At 67.7% G+C, this 15,304-nt stretch carries 15 protein-coding genes, 1 tRNA gene and 1 pseudogene; 9 read left to right on the top strand and 8 right to left on the bottom strand.

Annotated features, from left to right (window positions below):
* Nucleotides 1–9: 9 nt before the first annotated feature.
* Both M8A51_RS04000 and mutY read left to right on the top strand, forming a co-directional pair.
* A complete protein-coding gene (locus M8A51_RS04000; protein WP_251776832.1) occupies nucleotides 10–1,998 on the top strand; it encodes a dynamin family protein in 1,989 nt (662 codons plus the stop codon).
* A gap of 18 nt (nucleotides 1,999–2,016) precedes the next feature.
* A complete protein-coding gene (mutY, locus tag M8A51_RS03995) occupies nucleotides 2,017–3,063 on the top strand; it encodes an A/G-specific adenine glycosylase (protein WP_251776831.1) in 1,047 nt (348 codons plus the stop codon).
* Nucleotides 3,064–3,076: 13 nt separating this feature from the next.
* Here mutY and M8A51_RS03990 read toward each other — a convergent pair whose 3' ends face one another.
* The 4 genes from M8A51_RS03990 to M8A51_RS03975 are packed head-to-tail and all read right to left on the bottom strand — an operon-like array spanning nucleotide 3,077 to nucleotide 7,183.
* Nucleotides 3,077–3,700: an LON peptidase substrate-binding domain-containing protein gene (locus M8A51_RS03990; RefSeq protein WP_251776830.1), complete on the bottom strand. Its 624-nt coding sequence runs from the start codon at nucleotides 3,698–3,700 to the stop codon at nucleotides 3,077–3,079.
* Nucleotides 3,697–4,599, bottom strand: coding sequence for an RNase adapter RapZ (gene rapZ / locus M8A51_RS03985; protein WP_251777038.1), 903 nt, complete (start codon nucleotides 4,597–4,599; stop codon nucleotides 3,697–3,699). The genes M8A51_RS03990 and rapZ overlap by 4 nt, the downstream gene beginning before the upstream one ends.
* Before the next feature lie 5 nt (nucleotides 4,600–4,604).
* Entirely contained in the window at nucleotides 4,605–6,305 is a 1,701-nt protein-coding gene (gene recN, locus M8A51_RS03980; protein ID WP_251776829.1) for a DNA repair protein RecN, read from the bottom strand.
* The gene (locus tag M8A51_RS03975; RefSeq protein ID WP_251776828.1) at nucleotides 6,305–7,183 is read right to left on the bottom strand and encodes an NAD kinase; all 879 of its coding nucleotides are present in this window, start codon (nucleotides 7,181–7,183) and stop codon (nucleotides 6,305–6,307) included. The genes recN and M8A51_RS03975 overlap by 1 nt, the downstream gene beginning before the upstream one ends.
* Before the next feature lie 148 nt (nucleotides 7,184–7,331).
* Here M8A51_RS03975 and hrcA point away from each other — a divergent pair, with 148 nt between their 5' ends.
* Both hrcA and M8A51_RS03965 read left to right on the top strand, forming a co-directional pair.
* Nucleotides 7,332–8,348: a heat-inducible transcriptional repressor HrcA gene (gene hrcA, locus M8A51_RS03970; protein ID WP_251776827.1), complete on the top strand. Its 1,017-nt coding sequence runs from the start codon at nucleotides 7,332–7,334 to the stop codon at nucleotides 8,346–8,348.
* Nucleotides 8,349–8,391: 43 nt separating this feature from the next.
* A tRNA-Ile gene (locus M8A51_RS03965) sits at nucleotides 8,392–8,468 on the top strand.
* 90 nt (nucleotides 8,469–8,558) lie between these two features.
* Here the strand turns inward: M8A51_RS03965 and M8A51_RS03960 are convergent.
* Nucleotides 8,559–9,446, bottom strand: a complete 888-nt coding sequence (locus M8A51_RS03960) for a hypothetical protein (protein WP_251776826.1) — start codon at nucleotides 9,444–9,446, stop codon at nucleotides 8,559–8,561.
* A 295-nt stretch (nucleotides 9,447–9,741) separates the two neighbouring features.
* Here M8A51_RS03960 and M8A51_RS26455 point away from each other — a divergent pair.
* The 5 genes and pseudogenes from M8A51_RS26455 to M8A51_RS03940 all read left to right on the top strand — a co-directional run.
* A pseudogene (locus tag M8A51_RS26455) lies at nucleotides 9,742–9,840 on the top strand (helix-turn-helix domain-containing protein); the annotation flags it as partial.
* Nucleotides 9,841–9,903: 63 nt separating this feature from the next.
* Entirely contained in the window at nucleotides 9,904–10,584 is a 681-nt protein-coding gene (locus M8A51_RS03955; RefSeq protein WP_251776825.1) for an MmyB family transcriptional regulator, read from the top strand.
* 134 nt (nucleotides 10,585–10,718) lie between these two features.
* Entirely contained in the window at nucleotides 10,719–11,219 is a 501-nt protein-coding gene (locus tag M8A51_RS03950; RefSeq protein ID WP_251776824.1) for a MarR family winged helix-turn-helix transcriptional regulator, read from the top strand.
* Nucleotides 11,220–11,372: 153 nt separating this feature from the next.
* Entirely contained in the window at nucleotides 11,373–11,780 is a 408-nt protein-coding gene (locus M8A51_RS03945) for a hypothetical protein (protein WP_251776823.1), read from the top strand.
* 59 nt (nucleotides 11,781–11,839) lie between these two features.
* The gene (locus M8A51_RS03940; protein ID WP_251776822.1) at nucleotides 11,840–12,289 is read left to right on the top strand and encodes a hypothetical protein; all 450 of its coding nucleotides are present in this window, start codon (nucleotides 11,840–11,842) and stop codon (nucleotides 12,287–12,289) included.
* 88 nt (nucleotides 12,290–12,377) lie between these two features.
* On the opposite strand, the gene M8A51_RS03935 is transcribed toward M8A51_RS03940, so the two are convergent.
* The 3 genes from M8A51_RS03935 to M8A51_RS03925 all read right to left on the bottom strand — a co-directional run bounded on the left by M8A51_RS03935 (nucleotide 12,378) and on the right by M8A51_RS03925 (nucleotide 15,274).
* Nucleotides 12,378–13,361 carry a 2-dehydropantoate 2-reductase gene (locus M8A51_RS03935; RefSeq protein WP_251776821.1) on the bottom strand — a complete coding sequence of 328 codons (984 nt, stop codon included), beginning with the start codon at nucleotides 13,359–13,361 and terminating at the stop codon, nucleotides 12,378–12,380.
* 25 nt (nucleotides 13,362–13,386) lie between these two features.
* Entirely contained in the window at nucleotides 13,387–13,620 is a 234-nt protein-coding gene (locus tag M8A51_RS03930) for a hypothetical protein (RefSeq protein ID WP_251776820.1), read from the bottom strand.
* A gap of 130 nt (nucleotides 13,621–13,750) precedes the next feature.
* Nucleotides 13,751–15,274: a S41 family peptidase gene (locus tag M8A51_RS03925; RefSeq protein WP_251776819.1), complete on the bottom strand. Its 1,524-nt coding sequence runs from the start codon at nucleotides 15,272–15,274 to the stop codon at nucleotides 13,751–13,753.
* Nucleotides 15,275–15,304: the final 30 nt, after the last annotated feature.

The raw sequence follows: 15,304 nt of genomic DNA, 5'->3' as shown, positions 1-15,304 counted from the left end.
GTTGTCTCCATGGTGCCGTCCTTTGCGAACAAGCTCGATGCGCTCGGCGCATGGCGCGCCGATCTGGAATCGAGGCTCGGCGAGCTCTCGCGCTTCCTGTTCGACCATGACCTGCTGGACCAGCCGGCCTCGGAGCTGCTGGATTCGCTGACGCTGCGGCTGTCCAGCGAGAAGCTGGTGGTGGCATTCGTCGCCGAGTTCTCGCGCGGCAAATCCGAGCTGATCAACGCGATCTTCTTCGCCGACACCGGCCGGCGCATCCTGCCGGCCACGCCCGGGCGCACGACGATGTGCCCTGTCGAACTCAGCTACGACGCCGAGGAGCCGCCGATGCTGAGGCTGCTCGACATCGATTCCCGGCTCGGCAGCGCCTCGCTGTCCGATTTGCGTGGCCACCCCAGCGCGTGGAAGCAAACCGAGCTGAACGTCAAGCGTCCCGACCTGCTGGCCGAAGAGCTGCTGCAGGTGATGCGCACCAAGAAGGTGCCGCTGGACACCGCGCGCGACCTGGGCTTCTGGGACGACGCACGCCCCGACGACAACCCCCCGCGCGACAGTGCCGGCATGGTGGAGGTGCCGGCCTGGCGCCACGCGATCATCAACTACCCGCACCCGCTGCTCAAGCGCGGCCTGGTGGTGCTCGACACGCCGGGCCTCAACGCCATCGGCGCCGAGCCCGAGCTCACGGTGAGCCTGCTGCCGTCGGCGCATGCCACGGTATTCATCCTGGCGGCCGACACCGGTGTCACGAAGTCCGACCTGGCAATGTGGCGCGACCATCTGTGCGGCCAGCCGCTGGCCCGCTACGTCGCACTCAACAAGATCGACACGTTGACCGACCCGTTGAGCCCGAGCGCCGAGGTCGAGATCCACATCGCGCGCCAGCGGGCGATGACGTCGCAGACGCTGGACATCCCCGAAAACCGCGTGTTTCCGATCTCGGCCAAACAGGCGCTGGCGGGCCGGGTCAGCGGCGACGCGGACATCCTGCGCTCGAGCCGCATCCTGGCGCTCGAGGACGCGCTGGGCCACCAGTTGCTGCCGCAGCGCCGCGAGGTGCTGGAGCGCGTGGTGCTCGCCGGCACCGGCCAGATCACGGCGCAGATCGGTCGCCGCCTGAACGACCGCCGCCGACAACTGGCCGAGCAGCTGCTCGAACTGCGCGGCCTGCGCGGCAAGAATTCCGGCATGGTGGGCGTGATGCTCAAGCGCGTTGACGCCGAGAGCGCGGAATTCGAGCAATGCATCGCTCGCGTGCAGGCCATGCGTTCGGTGCACACGCGCATGCTGAAGGACGCGCTGCTGACCATCAGCAACGACGTGCTGCGCGAACACACCGAAGCCCTGCAGGAAAAGCTGCGCACCGCGGTGCTCAACTTCGGCGTCAAGCGCACCTTCTCGGACATGTGTGCCGCCTTGCGCGAGCACCTGAAGAAGGCGCAGGTCAAGGGCCACGAGATCCACGACATGCTCGGGGCATCGTTCACCAAGCTGAACGCCGAATTCGGCTTCGGCCTGTCGGTGCCGCCAGCAGCGGACCTGTCGCGCTTCATCGCCGACCTGGACCTGATCGAGCGCAACTACATGCAGTATCTGGGGCTGTCGCACGCGATGCGCCTGTCGCAGAACCGCTTCATGGAGCAGTTCCGCCGCATGCTGGTGTCCAAGCTGCGGGTGGTGTTCGAAGGCGCGAGCAGCGAGCTGGAACTCTGGAACAAGACCGCCTCGGCGCAGATCGATTCACAGCTGCGCGAGCGTCGCCGCAACTTCAAACGCCGGCGCGAGTCGCTCGAGCGCGTGCAGCTGGCCAGCAACGAACTCGAGTCCCGCATTCAGGAAGTCAGCGCCCAGGAAGAACGCCTGCGCCACTTGCAGGCACGCCTGGCCACGCTGATCGAGGGCATCGAAGTGTCCGCGACCGGCCCGCTGCCGATGGGCGGGATCGACGCCGTGACGATCGAGCTGCCGCTGGGCGACGTCGCAGCCGCGCGCGCCTGACGGGCCCACCCGTACGCCATGCCGCAGCCGCGCACGGTCGATCTCGCTCGCCTCCAGACCGAGTTTGCGCCCCGGGTGATCAGCTGGCAGCACCAGCACGGCCGCCACCAGCTGCCTTGGCAACGCACGCGCGACCCGTATCGCGTGTGGCTGTCCGAGATCATGCTGCAGCAGACGCAGGTCAGCACGGTGCTCGGCTACTACGACCGCTTCCTGCAGCGTTTTCCCGATGTGCTCGCGCTGGCCGACGCGCCGTTGGACGACGTGCTGGCGGCCTGGAGCGGACTCGGCTACTACAGCCGTGCCCGCAACCTGCACCGCTGCGCGCAGGCCGTGCGCGATGAGCACCGCGGCAGCTTCCCGCGCGCCGCCGCTGAACTCGAACAACTGCCGGGCATCGGCCGCTCCACCGCAGCGGCCATCGCCGCCTTCTGCTTCAGCGAGCGGGCCGCCATCCTCGACGGCAACGTCAAGCGCGTGCTGACGCGTGTGCTCGGGTTTGGCCACGACCTCGCCCAGAGCCGTCACGAGCGGGAGTTGTGGGCATTGGCCGAAGGCCTGCTGCCGGCCGAAGGCATCGAAAGCTACACACAAGGCCTGATGGACCTGGGCGCTACCCTGTGCCTGGCGCGATCGCCGAGCTGCCTGCTGTGCCCGGTGCAACCGCTATGCCGTGCCAGCGCCGAGAGCCGGCCCGACGCCTACCCGGTCAAGACGCGCAAGCTCAAGCGCTCTCGGCGCGAGAACTGGTGGCTGTGGGCCGAGCACGAAGACGCGGTGTGGCTGACGCAGCGCCCGGACACGGGCGTCTGGGGCGGCCTTTTCAGCCTGCCCGAATTCGCGACGCTCGATGCACTGCACGAAGCTGCGGGGGCGCACGGCAGCGCCGCGGTTGCACAGCCGACCATCGAGCACGCGCTGACGCATTTCGACTGGGTGCTGCACCCGATCAAGCTGCCGCTGGAAGAGGCGCCGCGCTGGAGCGGCGGGCAGTGGGTGCGCTACGAGCGCCTGCCCGACATCGGCCTGCCGGCCCCGTTGCGCAAGCTGCTGTCGCTACGCTGAAACACGACGGTCCTCAGTCCTGCAAGATGCCCTTCTGGCGCAGGAACTGGTCGACCAGTTGCAGGCGCACCAGTGCGTCGGGCAGCTCCATCAGCTTCTGTCGTGCTGCCAGCGGGATGGGCAGGATCTCGCACCACCGGTTGGCAATCCATCCGGCGTCCTCGAAACGGTAGGGTTCGAGGAACGGCGCCTGGTTGCGCCGCTTCATCACCTGGATGGCGTTGGCCAGGCCCTTGGCCGAGCCGAGCAAGTCCTCGGTCGGCAGTTGCTGCGGATCGGGCTCGATGTACTCGACCTGCGCCGTCCACAGGCCGTTGGACGCCTGCTGGCTGTCGATCACCGAAAAGCGTTGCCCGCCGCGGCAGCGCACCTGCAGGATGCCCGGCTGAGCGCTGTCGACTTCGAGCAGCTCCGCCACGCAGCCGACGCTCTCGAATTCGACCGGCTCGCCGTCGCGCTTGACCTCAGCACCGCGCAGCAACGCCACCACACCGAAGGGCTTGCTCTCGCGCAGGCAGTTGCCGATCAGATCCAGGTAGCGAGCCTCGAAGACCTTCAGGCTCAACAGGCCTTCGGGGAACAACACGGACTGCAGCGGAAACAGCGGGAGTAGGGAGGGTTCTGCGGGAATGCTCATGCAGTGGCATCACGCGCATCGAGTTCGCGATGGCGTGTCAAGGTGGTGCCGCGAGCCGTGAAGCGCTTGGCCAGTTGTTCCACGCAGTACACCGAACGGTGCTGCCCCCCGGTGCAGCCGATCGCCACGGTGAGATAACTGCGCTGGTCCTGTTCGAAAGCCGGCAGCCAGCGGCGGATGAAAGCCTCGATCTGGGCCACCATCTCCGGCACTTCCGGCTGGGCTTCGAGATAGTCGATCACATCGGCGTCGCGGCCGGTCTGCGGCCGCAGCTCGCGGATGTAGTACGGGTTGGGCAGCACGCGCACGTCGAACATGTAGTCGGCGTCCAGCGGCACGCCGTGCTTGAAGGCAAAGGATTCGAACACCAGCGTCAGCTTGGCCGCCGGCGCCTGCACGACGTTCTTGATCCAGCTGCGCAGCTGGGCCGGACGCAGCTCGCTGGTGTCGACCACGGTGGAGGTCTGCCGCAGGTCGGACAGCAGCTCGCGCTCCAGCTCGATGGCCTCGATCAACGCCCGGTGCGCATCGTCACGGTCGTGCCTGGCATCGGACAGCGGATGCCGGCGACGTGTCTCGGAGAAGCGGCGCACCAGCGTGTCGGTCGAGGCGTCGAGAAAGACCGAACGCACCGTGACACCGCCGTCTCGCAGCTTCGCCATCGCCGGCAGCAGGTGCGGCAGCGAGCGAGCGCTGCGCACGTCGGCAGCAATCGCCACGCGCGGCGTGAAACGGGAATGCTCGAGCGCCACGAAACTTTCGATCAACTCGGGCGGCAGGTTGTCGACGCAGAAATAGCCGGCGTCTTCGAGCGCATGCAGCGCCACCGACTTGCCTGAGCCGGAGATGCCGGTGATCAGCACCACCTCGTGCAGCGCGTTGCGCTCTTCGACCGGCATGTCGCTCATGAGCGCTTGCGGCCTCGCGGGGGCGCTTCCGTGGAGGTGGTGCCCGGCGCCGCGAGGGCCGTGGCGAGCATTTCCTGTGCATGCGCGAAGCTGGTGCCCGACAGCTGCTGGCCGCCCAGCATGCGGGCGATCTCAGCCACGCGCTGTTCACCGGTCACCGGGTGCACTTCGCTGGTCGTGGTGCCGTCGCGACTGGCTTTGCTGACGACGTAATGATGGTCGGCGCAGGCGGCGACCTGGGGCAGGTGCGTGACGGCCAGCACCTGGCGGTCGCTGCCCAGCTGTTTCATCAGGCGGCCGACGGTATCTGCCACCGCGCCGCCGACGCCGGCGTCGACCTCGTCGAAGATGAGTGTGCCGGCCTCGCCGAGACGGCTGGTGGTGACCGCGATCGCGAGCGCGATGCGCGACAGCTCGCCGCCCGATGCCACCTTGGCGAGCGGCCGCGGCGTGCTGCCCTCGTGGCCGGCGACCAGAAACTCGATCGATTCCAGCCCGAAGGATTGCGGCGCGTCGAGCCGCACCAGGGCCACGTCGAAACGCCCGCCGCCCATGCCCAGGGCCTGCATCGCCTGCGTCACGGTTTCCGCCAGCGGGGGGGCGGCCTGCCTGCGGGCCTGCGACACCTGCTTCGCTGCTTCGTCGTATCGCTTGCGCGCAGCTGCGGCCGCTCGCTCCAGCGCCTCGAGATCGGTCGCAGCGTCGAGCCGGCGCAGCTCGTCTTTCCAGCTGTCGAGCAGCGCGGGCAGCTCCTCCGGCGCACGGCGATAGCGGCGCGACAGGCTGATCCAGGCCGACAGCCGCTCGTCCAGTTCCTGCAGCCGACCGGAGTCGAGTTCGGCGTGACGCAGATAGCCGTGCAGGCTGTGCGAGGCGTCCTGCAGCTGCGCCTGCACGCCCGTCAGCACGTCGATCACGGCGGCCAGCGACTCGTCGTACTCGGCCACCGCCTGCAGGTTCTCGACCGCGCGGCCGGTCAGTTCGTCGGCACTGCCGTCAGCCTCGGAGACGGCCTCCAGTGCGCCCTGCACCGCGTCGAGCAAGGCCTGCGCATGGCTCAGCCGCTTGTGCTCGGCGTTCAGATCCGCCCACTCGTCGCTGCCGGGCGCGAGCTTGTCGACCTCGCCGATCTGCCACGCCAGCCGCTCGCGCTCGCGCTCCAGGTCAGCCTGGCGCGAGCGCGCGTCGTCGAGCAGTTGCTGCGCGTCGCGCCATGCCTGCCACGCCGTCGCCAGCGGCTTCAAGTCGGTGCCGGCGTACGCGTCCAGCAGTGCCCGCACGGAGTCATTGCGCGTGAGGCTTTGCCACGCATGCTGGCCATGGATGTCGAGCAGGTGCTCACCGGCCGTCTTGAGCTGCGCCATCGTCGCGGCGCTGCCGTTGATCCATGCGCGGCTTTTTCCCAGCGCGTCGATCGTGCGCCGCAGCAGCAACTCGTCGCCGGTGTCGAAGCCGGCCTCTTCCAGCCAGTCGTGCAACGCCGACGGCGTGTCGAACACCGCGGTGATTTCGGTGCGCTGGGCGCCTTCGCGCACGACACCTGCGTCGCCACGGCTGCCGAGCGCCAGTTGCAACGCATCGATGAGGATGGATTTGCCGGCACCCGTTTCGCCGGTCAGCACGGAAAAGCCGCGCTCGAACTCGACGTCGAGCTCGCTGACGATCACGAAATCCCGCAAGGAGATGCGACGCAGCATCAGGCCCCCACTCCCTCGTTCCAATGCAGCTTCTTGCGCAGCGTCGCGTAATAGCTCCAGCCGCGCGGGTGCAGAAAGCGTACCTGGTGCGCCGAGCGCTGCACCCGGATGCGGTCGCCGTGCAACAGGCTGGCGAGGCTTTGCATGTCGAAATTCACGCTCGCGTCGCGGCCGGCGACGATCTCGACCGTCACTTCGCTCGCATCCGGCAGCACGATGGGCCGGTTCGACAGCGTGTGCGGCGCAATCGGCACCAGCACCCAGCCCTTGATCGCCGGGTGCAGGATCGGCCCGCCGGCCGACAGCGCATAGGCCGTCGAGCCGGTCGGCGACGCAACGATCAGGCCATCCGCACGCAGGTTCGCCATGAACTGCGCGTCGACGTCGACGCGCAGTTCCACCATGCTGGCGGTCGCGCCGCGGCTGACGACCACGTCGTTCATCGCGAAGCCGTCGAAGATCACCTCGCCGTCGCGCAGCACCTGCCCTTCGAGCATGGTGCGGTGTTCTTCTTCGTAGTCGCCGCGCAGCATGGACCCCAGCGCCGCGCGCACGTCGTTGACCGGCACGTCGGTGATGAAACCCAGGCGGCCCTGATTGATGCCGATCAGCGGCAGGCCGTAGCGCGCCAGTTCGCGCGCGATGTGCAGCATGGTGCCGTCGCCGCCGATCACCACCGCGAGGTCGCAGGCGGCGCCGATGCCGTCGACGTCCAGCGTGGGATAGCCCGCGAGGCCGGTGTTCTGCGCCGTGTCGTGCTCGAGCGTCACCTCGGCCCCTTGCCTTAGGATGAACTGGGCAATGTCTTCCAGTACCGGCTCGATGCCTTGAGCCTGGTATTTGCCGATCAATGCGACGTGGCGAAAGCGCGACTGCATGGGCGGGATTACACCACAGCACCCCCCGCATTCCGGGGGCGCTGGAGGGGGGGATCCCCCTGCGAAAACCCCCAGTCGACGTCGCGAACAATGGCGCTGACAACAATGCCCTACCCGCAGGGGGAAGCCGCGACCTACAATCTTTTGCATGTTGGACGACCGCTCCAGGATGCTGTTGAAGGCGCTGGTCGAGCGCTATATCGCCGACGGGCAGCCGGTCGGTTCGCGCACGCTTTCCCGGGCCTCGGGGCTCGAGCTGTCTCCGGCCACCATCCGCAACGTGATGGCCGACCTCGAAGAACTCGGCCTGATCGCCAGCCCGCACACCTCCGCGGGGCGCATCCCCACGCCACGCGGCTATCGCCTGTTCGTCGACACGATGCTGACGGCACGTGCGCTCGATGCCGAAGCGACGCCCACTGTCGCCAGCCAGCTGCAGCCGGACCAGCCCAAGCGCGTGATCGCCAATGCGGCGCAGATGCTGTCCAGCCTGTCGCAGTTCGTCGGCGTCGTCACGACACCGCGCAAGCCGTCGGTGTTCCGCCACATCGAGTTCCTGCGGCTGTCGGACCGCCGCGTGCTGGTGATCCTGGTCGCCCCGGACGGCGACGTGCAGAACCGGGTGATCTTCACCGAGCACGACTATGCCGAGTCCGAGCTCGTCGAGGCGACGAACTTCCTGAACACCCATTACGCCGGCCTGACGATCGAGGAAGTGCGCGGCCGGCTGAAGAGCGAGATCGAAGCGCTGCGCGGCGAAATCGCGGCCCTGATGCAGGCGGCCGTGCAGGCCGGCACCGAAGTGATGGCCGAAGACGATGACCAGGTCGTCATCTCCGGCGAGCGCAACCTGCTGCAGGTCCAGGACTTTTCCAGCGACCTGGCCTCGCTGCGCAAGCTGTTCGACCTGTTCGAACAGAAGACCCAGCTGATGCGGCTGCTGGACGTCTCCAGCCGGGCCGAAGGCGTGCGCATCTACATCGGCGGCGAGAGCCAGGTGGTGCCGTACGAAGAGCTGTCGGTCGTCTCGGCCCCGTACGAGGTGCACGGCCAGATCGTCGGCACCTTGGGCGTGATCGGCCCCACCCGCATGGCTTATGACCGCATGATCCAGATTGTCGACATCACCGCGCGGCTGGTGTCCAACGCATTGAGCCAGAAGTAGCGGCCTACAATGCGCGGTTCCGGCCCGCGTGTGCGCCGGATACGGGCCGTTAGCTCAGTTGGTTAGAGCAGAGGACTCATAATCCTTTGGTCGCAGGTTCGAGCCCTGCACGGCCTACCAAAAAACATCAAGATTCCCGCGTCGAGCCAGCCCTCGGCATCGGGTCGGCGCTCGAACTCGCCGCCACGGCGAACGCCCGCAAGCCGGTGCTCATGGCAAGGTGATGGGACGACACAGCTCGTCGCGGTTGCCGCCGCCATCGACGGCGTTCATTTGCTCCTGCGGAAATACGCGCCCTGCAAGTCCTCGCTGGATCACTGTGTTCTTGAAGGTGGTCGGGTGGCCAAGGTACAGGGTGTAGTGGCCGGTGGCAGGTTGCGCGCCGGCGGGCACCGGCTCGGCAAGAATGGCTGAATCCTCGAATCTGACTTCGGAGGCCTTCGAAAAGATCACGGCCGTCTGCGCGTTCGTGAACACGCCATTGTTCCGGAACACGACGCGGCGGAAAGTCTGGTCCCGTCCACCCAGCATCTGCATCGCCTCCGAATGCGCCGGCGGCTGGGTCTGTCCGATCTCGACGATGGAGTCCTCTACCAGCAGCGGCCGGCGGCTGGCCGCGTCGTACAGCGTGCGACCGTTGGGACGCAGCCCGACTGTCTGTCCACGGCCGTGAATGTGGGTGTTGCGCAGCGTCCAGCGGGCAAGCTCCGGATGGGTGGACCACGCAGGCATCCACCCCGTCTCCTGGGCCACGCTGCCCTCGACGATGCAACGCTCCAGCGTCAATCGCCCCACCCACACGAGCGACCCCCGGATGATGCAGTCGCTCAGGGCCAATGCACGGTCCGGCGCCAGCTGCGATATGGTCCCCGAGATCTCCACGCCGCTCCAGGTTCCACCTGCCGAGGCTGTCTCGGGAGACAGCGGGAGCAAGGCGTCGTGGGACGGCCCCACGCGAGGCGACGGAATGCAGGACGAGGAAGGCGGGCCCGGGGGTTCCGACGGCTGTTCGGTGCCGTCTCCCTTGTTCGAGCCGCCCCCGCAAGCCGTCATGAGAAGCACTGTCGACGCCAGCGCGATCGCCTCGAAGATCTTCATTTCCGTTCATTCCTTTAGCACGGTTGCGGCGATATCGGTTCTCAGGCGGACCGGTATTTCAAGATGGTCGTTGAATGGCCGAGACGCTAGGCGCGCTCGAGGCCCGCATCAACTACCTGGCAGGTGCAGCCACGCTCTCGGGACGGTGACAGGAGCCGATACGGGCACACACCTGTGCGCGCACCGCTGCGGCACGTCATCGGCCAGCCACGAGCGCCACCAAACAATTTCATTTGGCATTAATTTCATTATGCAATTATTATTTGCGATCGATGACTGAATGTGAGGGACGGCGATGCGGATGGACGAAAACCTGGCGGCCTTGCTGCGTTCAGCCCGCCGGGCGAGAGGGCTCAGCCAGCTGGAACTGGCGTTGCGCCTGGGCGTGTCGCAGCGCCACGTCGGGTTTGTCGAGAAAGGGCGGTCCCATCCGAGCCGGTCCTTGTTGATGGCGTGGATGCGAGAGGTCGACGCCCCCCGTTCGCTGTGCAATGTCGCCCTGCTGTTGGCCGGTTATGCGCCCACCCCGGTGCTCGACCCTGCCGCCAAGCCTCAGGCAGAGGTCGAAGCTCTGTTGCACCGGACGATCTCACTGCATCACCCGAGCCCGGGCCTGGTCTTCAACCAGGACTGGTGGATTGTCGGCATGAACCCCGCCGCGCGACGGCTATGCGAGCTTTTGATGCCGGAGGTCCCGCGAGAAGCAGACCGGCTCGACATGCTGGCGTCGCTCGTGCACCCGAGCGGATGGCTGAGCCGGGCGCGACAGCCCGTCGCGATCGCCGCCGCGCTTCTCGCACAGCTTCGCGTCGAGCAGTGGGCAAGGCCTGCCCTCGGGCCGCGGGTCGATGCCGTCGAGACGGCGCTACGGGGCCGCTACGGTGCGCTCGACGCCTGCACCGCCCGCGCTCCGTCGTCGACCTGCTTGAACATCGTGCTGGACACCCCCCTCGGCGTGCTGTCGTTCTCGGCGATCCAGACGGTCGTCGGCTTGCCGCCGGACACCGCATGGGCGCCTCTGCGCGCGGAACTGTGGTTCCCGGTGGATGCAGCCACAGTTGCCGTACTGCAAGCGCTCGACAGCGACACGGCGAGTGCCGAATCCCGGCCACCCGCCGCGCAACCGGCGGCAGCATGACCGACGAGCGCAGCGGGCCGGCATGGGGCACGTCCGCATCGGGGGCGCTCGGCCGACCGTCGAAGGGAGCAGACGCCTGGCGTCGCACGAAGGGGCGCAACGATTTCGCTTCACAATGAAGTTTTTTCAATGGAATGGGCATCATGCCGGCAAGTGCCGCTCCTCGCTTACTGCGTCTCGAGACCAGCCTGCTCTATCAGTTCTCGGTCATCAGCAATCGTGTGGGTGGCACGGTTCACGCGCTGTGCCGCGAGCGTTTCGGCGTGTCGGCCGCGGCTTGGCGCGTCATGGCGCACCTCGGTGAATTGCAACCGGTCACCGCCAAGGAGATCGCCAAGCGATCCGCCATGGACAGCGTCAATTTGTCGAGGGCGCTGAATCTGCTGGACGAACTCGGATACGTCGAGCGCCGCATCGACCCTTCGGACAGGCGAAGAATCATCTTGCATCTGACCGCCACCGGGCAGGCCGTCTACGACGAGGTCGTCCCGTACACGATCGCTGCCGAGCAGCGCTTGCTGTCCGAGCTGGGAGCTGCAGAACGCGCCACCCTGCGCAAGTTGATGAAACGCGTGTGGGAGCGCTCGGCCGCCATGCACGACGCGGACGGCGACGCGGAAACCCCGCAGGACTGATGCCGCTGCGTCGACGCCACGCCGCACGGCCGCACTGCTTTCGCCCTCCAGCGAGTCAGGAGCCCCGGGCGCCGGGGCAACGACCTGTGAGGTAGTCGACGGCGACGCCTTGCCGTCCGAGACTGGCCGTCTCGCTTTTGACAAAAACACGCCATGAGTCAAGCTCTCCCCGTGCAACGCCTCGGTTCGCGCCTGCCCACCCTCAGGACGGTACTCACGCTGGACGCGATGAGCTGCCTGCTCCTGGGGCTCGGTCTCACTGTGTTCAGCGCCAGCCTCAGCCCCTTGCTGGGCTTGCCGGCCACCTTGCTCCAGGGGGCGGGCCTGGTCCTCCTGCCTTGTGCCGCGCTCATGTGGATCGCAGCCAGACAGACACGCCCTTCGCCGATGCTGGTGTGGCTGATCGTCCTCGGCAACTTGGCCTGGTCGGCCGCAAGCCTCTGGGTCGCATGGATCGCGTTCACTCCGACGGCGCTCGGGCTGACCTTCGTTCTCGCCCAGGCCGCGTTCGTGCTGGCCATGGCCGGGCTGGAGTGGAGAGGTAGGGCACGGCCGCGCTGAGCACGGGCCATTGTTCAGCGGTGGCGCCACACACGCGCCCCCGGGCCACGCGCAGCACCATGACACCCGCCAACTCCCACGCCGCGTTCATTGCCTTCGCTGCCCAGCGTGGCGTGACATTGGCACGGAGCACCCCCCGATCGGGTATCGGGCAGATGGTCTCCTTCTACCAGGTCATCCGCGCCGACGGGTGCACGGGACCCGATGGGGAGATGCTCTTGTTGCAATGGGGCCCGCACGACTGGGGCGCGGGCCCGTCCTTTGAACTCTCCATCACGCGGCAGTTCATCGAGCAACGCGCGCGAGGCGACGACGCGCTCAGTCAATTGAGACTGACGTACAGGTTCCAGCCGTCGCCTGCGCTTCGAGCGCTGAGTGACGGCGAGCTGTGGTGTCACGAGCCTGCCGGAGCAATCCCGTTTCACGAGCTCGCTCTGTCCACGGTGGCGAGCCCGAAGCTCGTGGACGCCGCCGCTGCTGAAGTGGAACTCACGTACTCGCTCGTATAGCGGCACAAGGGCCCGAGTCCGGGCGGCGCCACCCGAACCCTCAACCACACAGCGTGTGGTCGCGATCGGTGACCGAAGCTCGCCGACCCTAAGCGGGATACAGGCCCCTCACCTGGGCCTGCAACCGCACCAGCCCGAGCAGGGCATCGATGTTCGGCGTGGCGATCCCGAGCTTGCACCCGATCTCGTGCACCACGGTGACCAGCGCATCCAGCTCGATCGGGCGACCGGCTTCGACGTCCTGCAGCATCGAGGTCTTGAAGGCACCCAGCTTGCGCGTGACGGCATTGCGGTCTTCGCCGCTTTGCTCGATGGAGCAGCCGATGCGCTCGCCGACGGCTTTGGCCTCGGCCATCACGTCGAGGCAGAAGCGGCGCACCAGCGGGTCGTCGAGGATGCGGTCGCACGTGGCGCCGGTCAGTGCCGAGACCGGGTTCATCGTCATGTTGCCCCACAGCTTGTACCAGATGTCCTGCTGGATATGCATCGACGCCTCTGCGTCGAAGCCGGCCTTGCACAGCAGCCCCACCAGCGATTCCAGGCGGGCGCTGGCGCCGCCGCGCGGCTCGCCGAGGACGAGCCGTTGGCCGAAGCCGTGGCGGACCAGACCCGGCTCGGGTGTCGAGCAGGTGGCATGCACGACGCAGCCGACCACATGCTGCGCCGGAATCGCCGCGGCGATACGGCCCCCAGGATCGACCGCGTCCAGCTGCATTCCCGCGTGCGCGCCGGACACCCCTTCGAAAAACCACCACGGCACGCCGTTCATGGCGGTCAACACCACGGTGTGCGGCGCAAGCAGCGGAGCGATGCCGGCGGCCACCGCGGCCAATGCAGGTGCCTTGACGGCCACGACCACCAGATCCTGAGCGCCGAGCTCCGAGGGGTTCGGGCTGACCCCGGCTGTCGGCCAGGATGCGACGCCGCCCGGCGTCTGCAGCCGCCAGCCACGCGTCCGCAACGCTTCGGCGGTAGCGCCCCGGGCAACGGCCGCGACCGACACGCCACACGCGGCCAACCGAGCCCCGATAAAACCGCCGATCGCACCGGCGCCGTAGATGCAGATTTTCATGGGCGAGTTGTCCTCCCCGGGTCTTTCAGCGCGGGACCGCAGCGGCTGGCGGGGCCCCGAGCTCGCAGCACGCGGCGGCCAGCGCCTGCTCGCGTCCACTGGGCAGGTGGCGCATCACACACCGCCCCCCTACCGACTGCAGGCTCAGGCGTTCGGGCGGCTCGATCATGCGGCCGCTGTGGTGCTGCGCGGCGGACTGCAGCAGCACCGGGCCGGAAAAGAACGCATCCGGGGCCAGGCGCACGGGGCGGCCCGACAAGTCCCCGGCCGTTCGCTGCAATGTCTCGAAGGGGCAGGCCTCGTTGGCCTGCAAGGGCGGCGCGGGCGCGCACCCCAGCATGAACGCGGCCGCAGCTGCGACGCTCAGCCGCGCAGCAGCGGGCCCTGCCTCAACGGCGCAGCAGCTTGATTTCGCGCAACGGCGATCTGGCTTCGATCTTTCCGGCATGCGGGCGCTCCGATTGCAGGGACTGCTCCGACGCCACCGTACACGATCCGGTCGACCGGTAGGCCAAGGCCGCGGCCAGCATGCCCTCGGTCGTCGAGCCGAGCGCTCGATCGAAGTCGTCCGCCACCGTGCACGTCGGCGTGATGCCGCTGGCGGGAAAGGTCTGCCCCAGGTGATTGCGGCCTTCGAACTCGAGCGGGAAATACGCCAGGGTGCAGTTGTTCTCCTGCGTGAAGCCGTAAGGCTTGCCGCAGGTGGTGCGACCGATCAGGACGACCTCGAGCCCGATGCCTCGCAAGCCGCTGATCAGCGATTCGCTGGCCGAGCAGGTGTTGCCCGAGACCAGCACGAACACGCGCGACAGGTTCAACGAAGGCAGGGCCTCGCCCTCGCGCTCGGTACCGGCGAAACCGATGACCTCGTCGAAGAACGGGTAGGCGACGTCGTCGTCCCGGCGCTTGCGGTTGTGCACCAGTGTCTCGAAGGTCTTGTCCGCCGTGCGCCCCGCCCCGGCCAGCATGTAGCCGAGCTGGGACGAGATGGCGAGATAGCCGCCGCCGTTGTAGCGCAGGTCGAGCACCAGGTCGGACACGCCCTGGTCGGCGAACGCGGCGATCGCGTCGGCCAGCTGCAGCTCGCCCGCCGGAGAGGAAAAGTCGGTGTAGTGCAGGTAGCCGACGCCGTCCGGCAGCAGGTCGCTGCGGTGCACCGGATGCAGCGTGTAGACCGCATTGGTGAGCGACACCGTGGCCGTCGTTGCATCAGCGGGTGTCGTCTTCACGCCGAGCGCGATCGTGCCGCCTGCCGCCTCCGGGTAGAGGGCCGCAGACTGGACGTCGGTGAGCTCGCTGCCGACCGGCGTGCCGTCGATCGACACGATCTGCGCGCCGCGCACCAGTTGCCCATCTGCCGGCGAGCCCGTCTCGACATAGGCCACCCGCAACCGGTTCTGGCCATCGTAGGCGAAGCTGGCACCGGTGCCGGTCGCCGTGCCGGCCTGGAAGGTGGCGTCCGCTTCGCTCTGCGCAATCACGAAGCTGAAGCGGTCCCGCGAGGCGAGGCTGACCCGGGTCATCTGGTAGAACACGTCGGTCGGGCCGACGTACGCCAAAGGATCGATGCTCGGCAGCGCGTCGTAGAAGAGATAGTCCTCGTTCAGGTCGGCACGCACCCAGTAACGTTGCCGCTCGGACGTGCAGCTCGTTGCCGACCAGTCGCTGGCCTGGGCACCGGCGCCCGGCGCTGAATTGGTCAGGACGCCTGCGTACTGGCTGGACGCACCGATGGAGCCGCCGTTGCCATCGTCGGGGGGAAAGGGCGACACGCCCGGGCCGTCGCTGGCGAACGGCGGCGTGCCGGCGTCGCTGCCGCCGCCCCCGCAAGCGGCGACGCCAAGCGCCAGCGCCGCCAAGCACAGGCTCGTACGCGCGAACACCGCGCAATTCAGCGTGAATCTCGAGATCATGACTCCCTCAACCAGGACATGGCGGGGCCT

Origin of the sequence: Caldimonas mangrovi, from assembly GCF_023721835.1 — a bacterium.
Lineage (GTDB): Bacteria > Pseudomonadota > Gammaproteobacteria > Burkholderiales > Burkholderiaceae_C > Caldimonas > Caldimonas mangrovi.
This window is presented reverse-complemented; position numbering and strand designations above follow the sequence as displayed.

What these genes read in the sequence shown, in the direction of transcription:
- M8A51_RS03975 (WP_251776828.1), bottom strand. Translation starts at nt 7,183, where the DNA reads ATGCAGTCGCGCTTTCGCCACGTCGCATTGATCGGCAAATACCAGGCT.
- M8A51_RS03960 (WP_251776826.1), bottom strand. Translation starts at nt 9,446, where the DNA reads ATGAAGATCTTCGAGGCGATCGCGCTGGCGTCGACAGTGCTTCTCATG.
- recN (WP_251776829.1), bottom strand. Translation starts at nt 6,305, where the DNA reads ATGCTGCGTCGCATCTCCTTGCGGGATTTCGTGATCGTCAGCGAGCTC.
- hrcA (WP_251776827.1), top strand. Translation starts at nt 7,332, where the DNA reads ATGTTGGACGACCGCTCCAGGATGCTGTTGAAGGCGCTGGTCGAGCGC.
- M8A51_RS03950 (WP_251776824.1), top strand. Translation starts at nt 10,719, where the DNA reads ATGGGCATCATGCCGGCAAGTGCCGCTCCTCGCTTACTGCGTCTCGAG.
- M8A51_RS03955 (WP_251776825.1), top strand. Translation starts at nt 9,904, where the DNA reads ATGCGAGAGGTCGACGCCCCCCGTTCGCTGTGCAATGTCGCCCTGCTG.
- M8A51_RS03935 (WP_251776821.1), bottom strand. Translation starts at nt 13,361, where the DNA reads ATGAAAATCTGCATCTACGGCGCCGGTGCGATCGGCGGTTTTATCGGG.
- M8A51_RS03945 (WP_251776823.1), top strand. Translation starts at nt 11,373, where the DNA reads ATGAGTCAAGCTCTCCCCGTGCAACGCCTCGGTTCGCGCCTGCCCACC.
- M8A51_RS03990 (WP_251776830.1), bottom strand. Translation starts at nt 3,700, where the DNA reads ATGAGCATTCCCGCAGAACCCTCCCTACTCCCGCTGTTTCCGCTGCAG.
- M8A51_RS03940 (WP_251776822.1), top strand. Translation starts at nt 11,840, where the DNA reads ATGACACCCGCCAACTCCCACGCCGCGTTCATTGCCTTCGCTGCCCAG.
- M8A51_RS04000 (WP_251776832.1), top strand. Translation starts at nt 10, where the DNA reads ATGGTGCCGTCCTTTGCGAACAAGCTCGATGCGCTCGGCGCATGGCGC.
- mutY (WP_251776831.1), top strand. Translation starts at nt 2,017, where the DNA reads ATGCCGCAGCCGCGCACGGTCGATCTCGCTCGCCTCCAGACCGAGTTT.
- rapZ (WP_251777038.1), bottom strand. Translation starts at nt 4,599, where the DNA reads ATGCCGGTCGAAGAGCGCAACGCGCTGCACGAGGTGGTGCTGATCACC.
- M8A51_RS03925 (WP_251776819.1), bottom strand. Translation starts at nt 15,274, where the DNA reads ATGATCTCGAGATTCACGCTGAATTGCGCGGTGTTCGCGCGTACGAGC.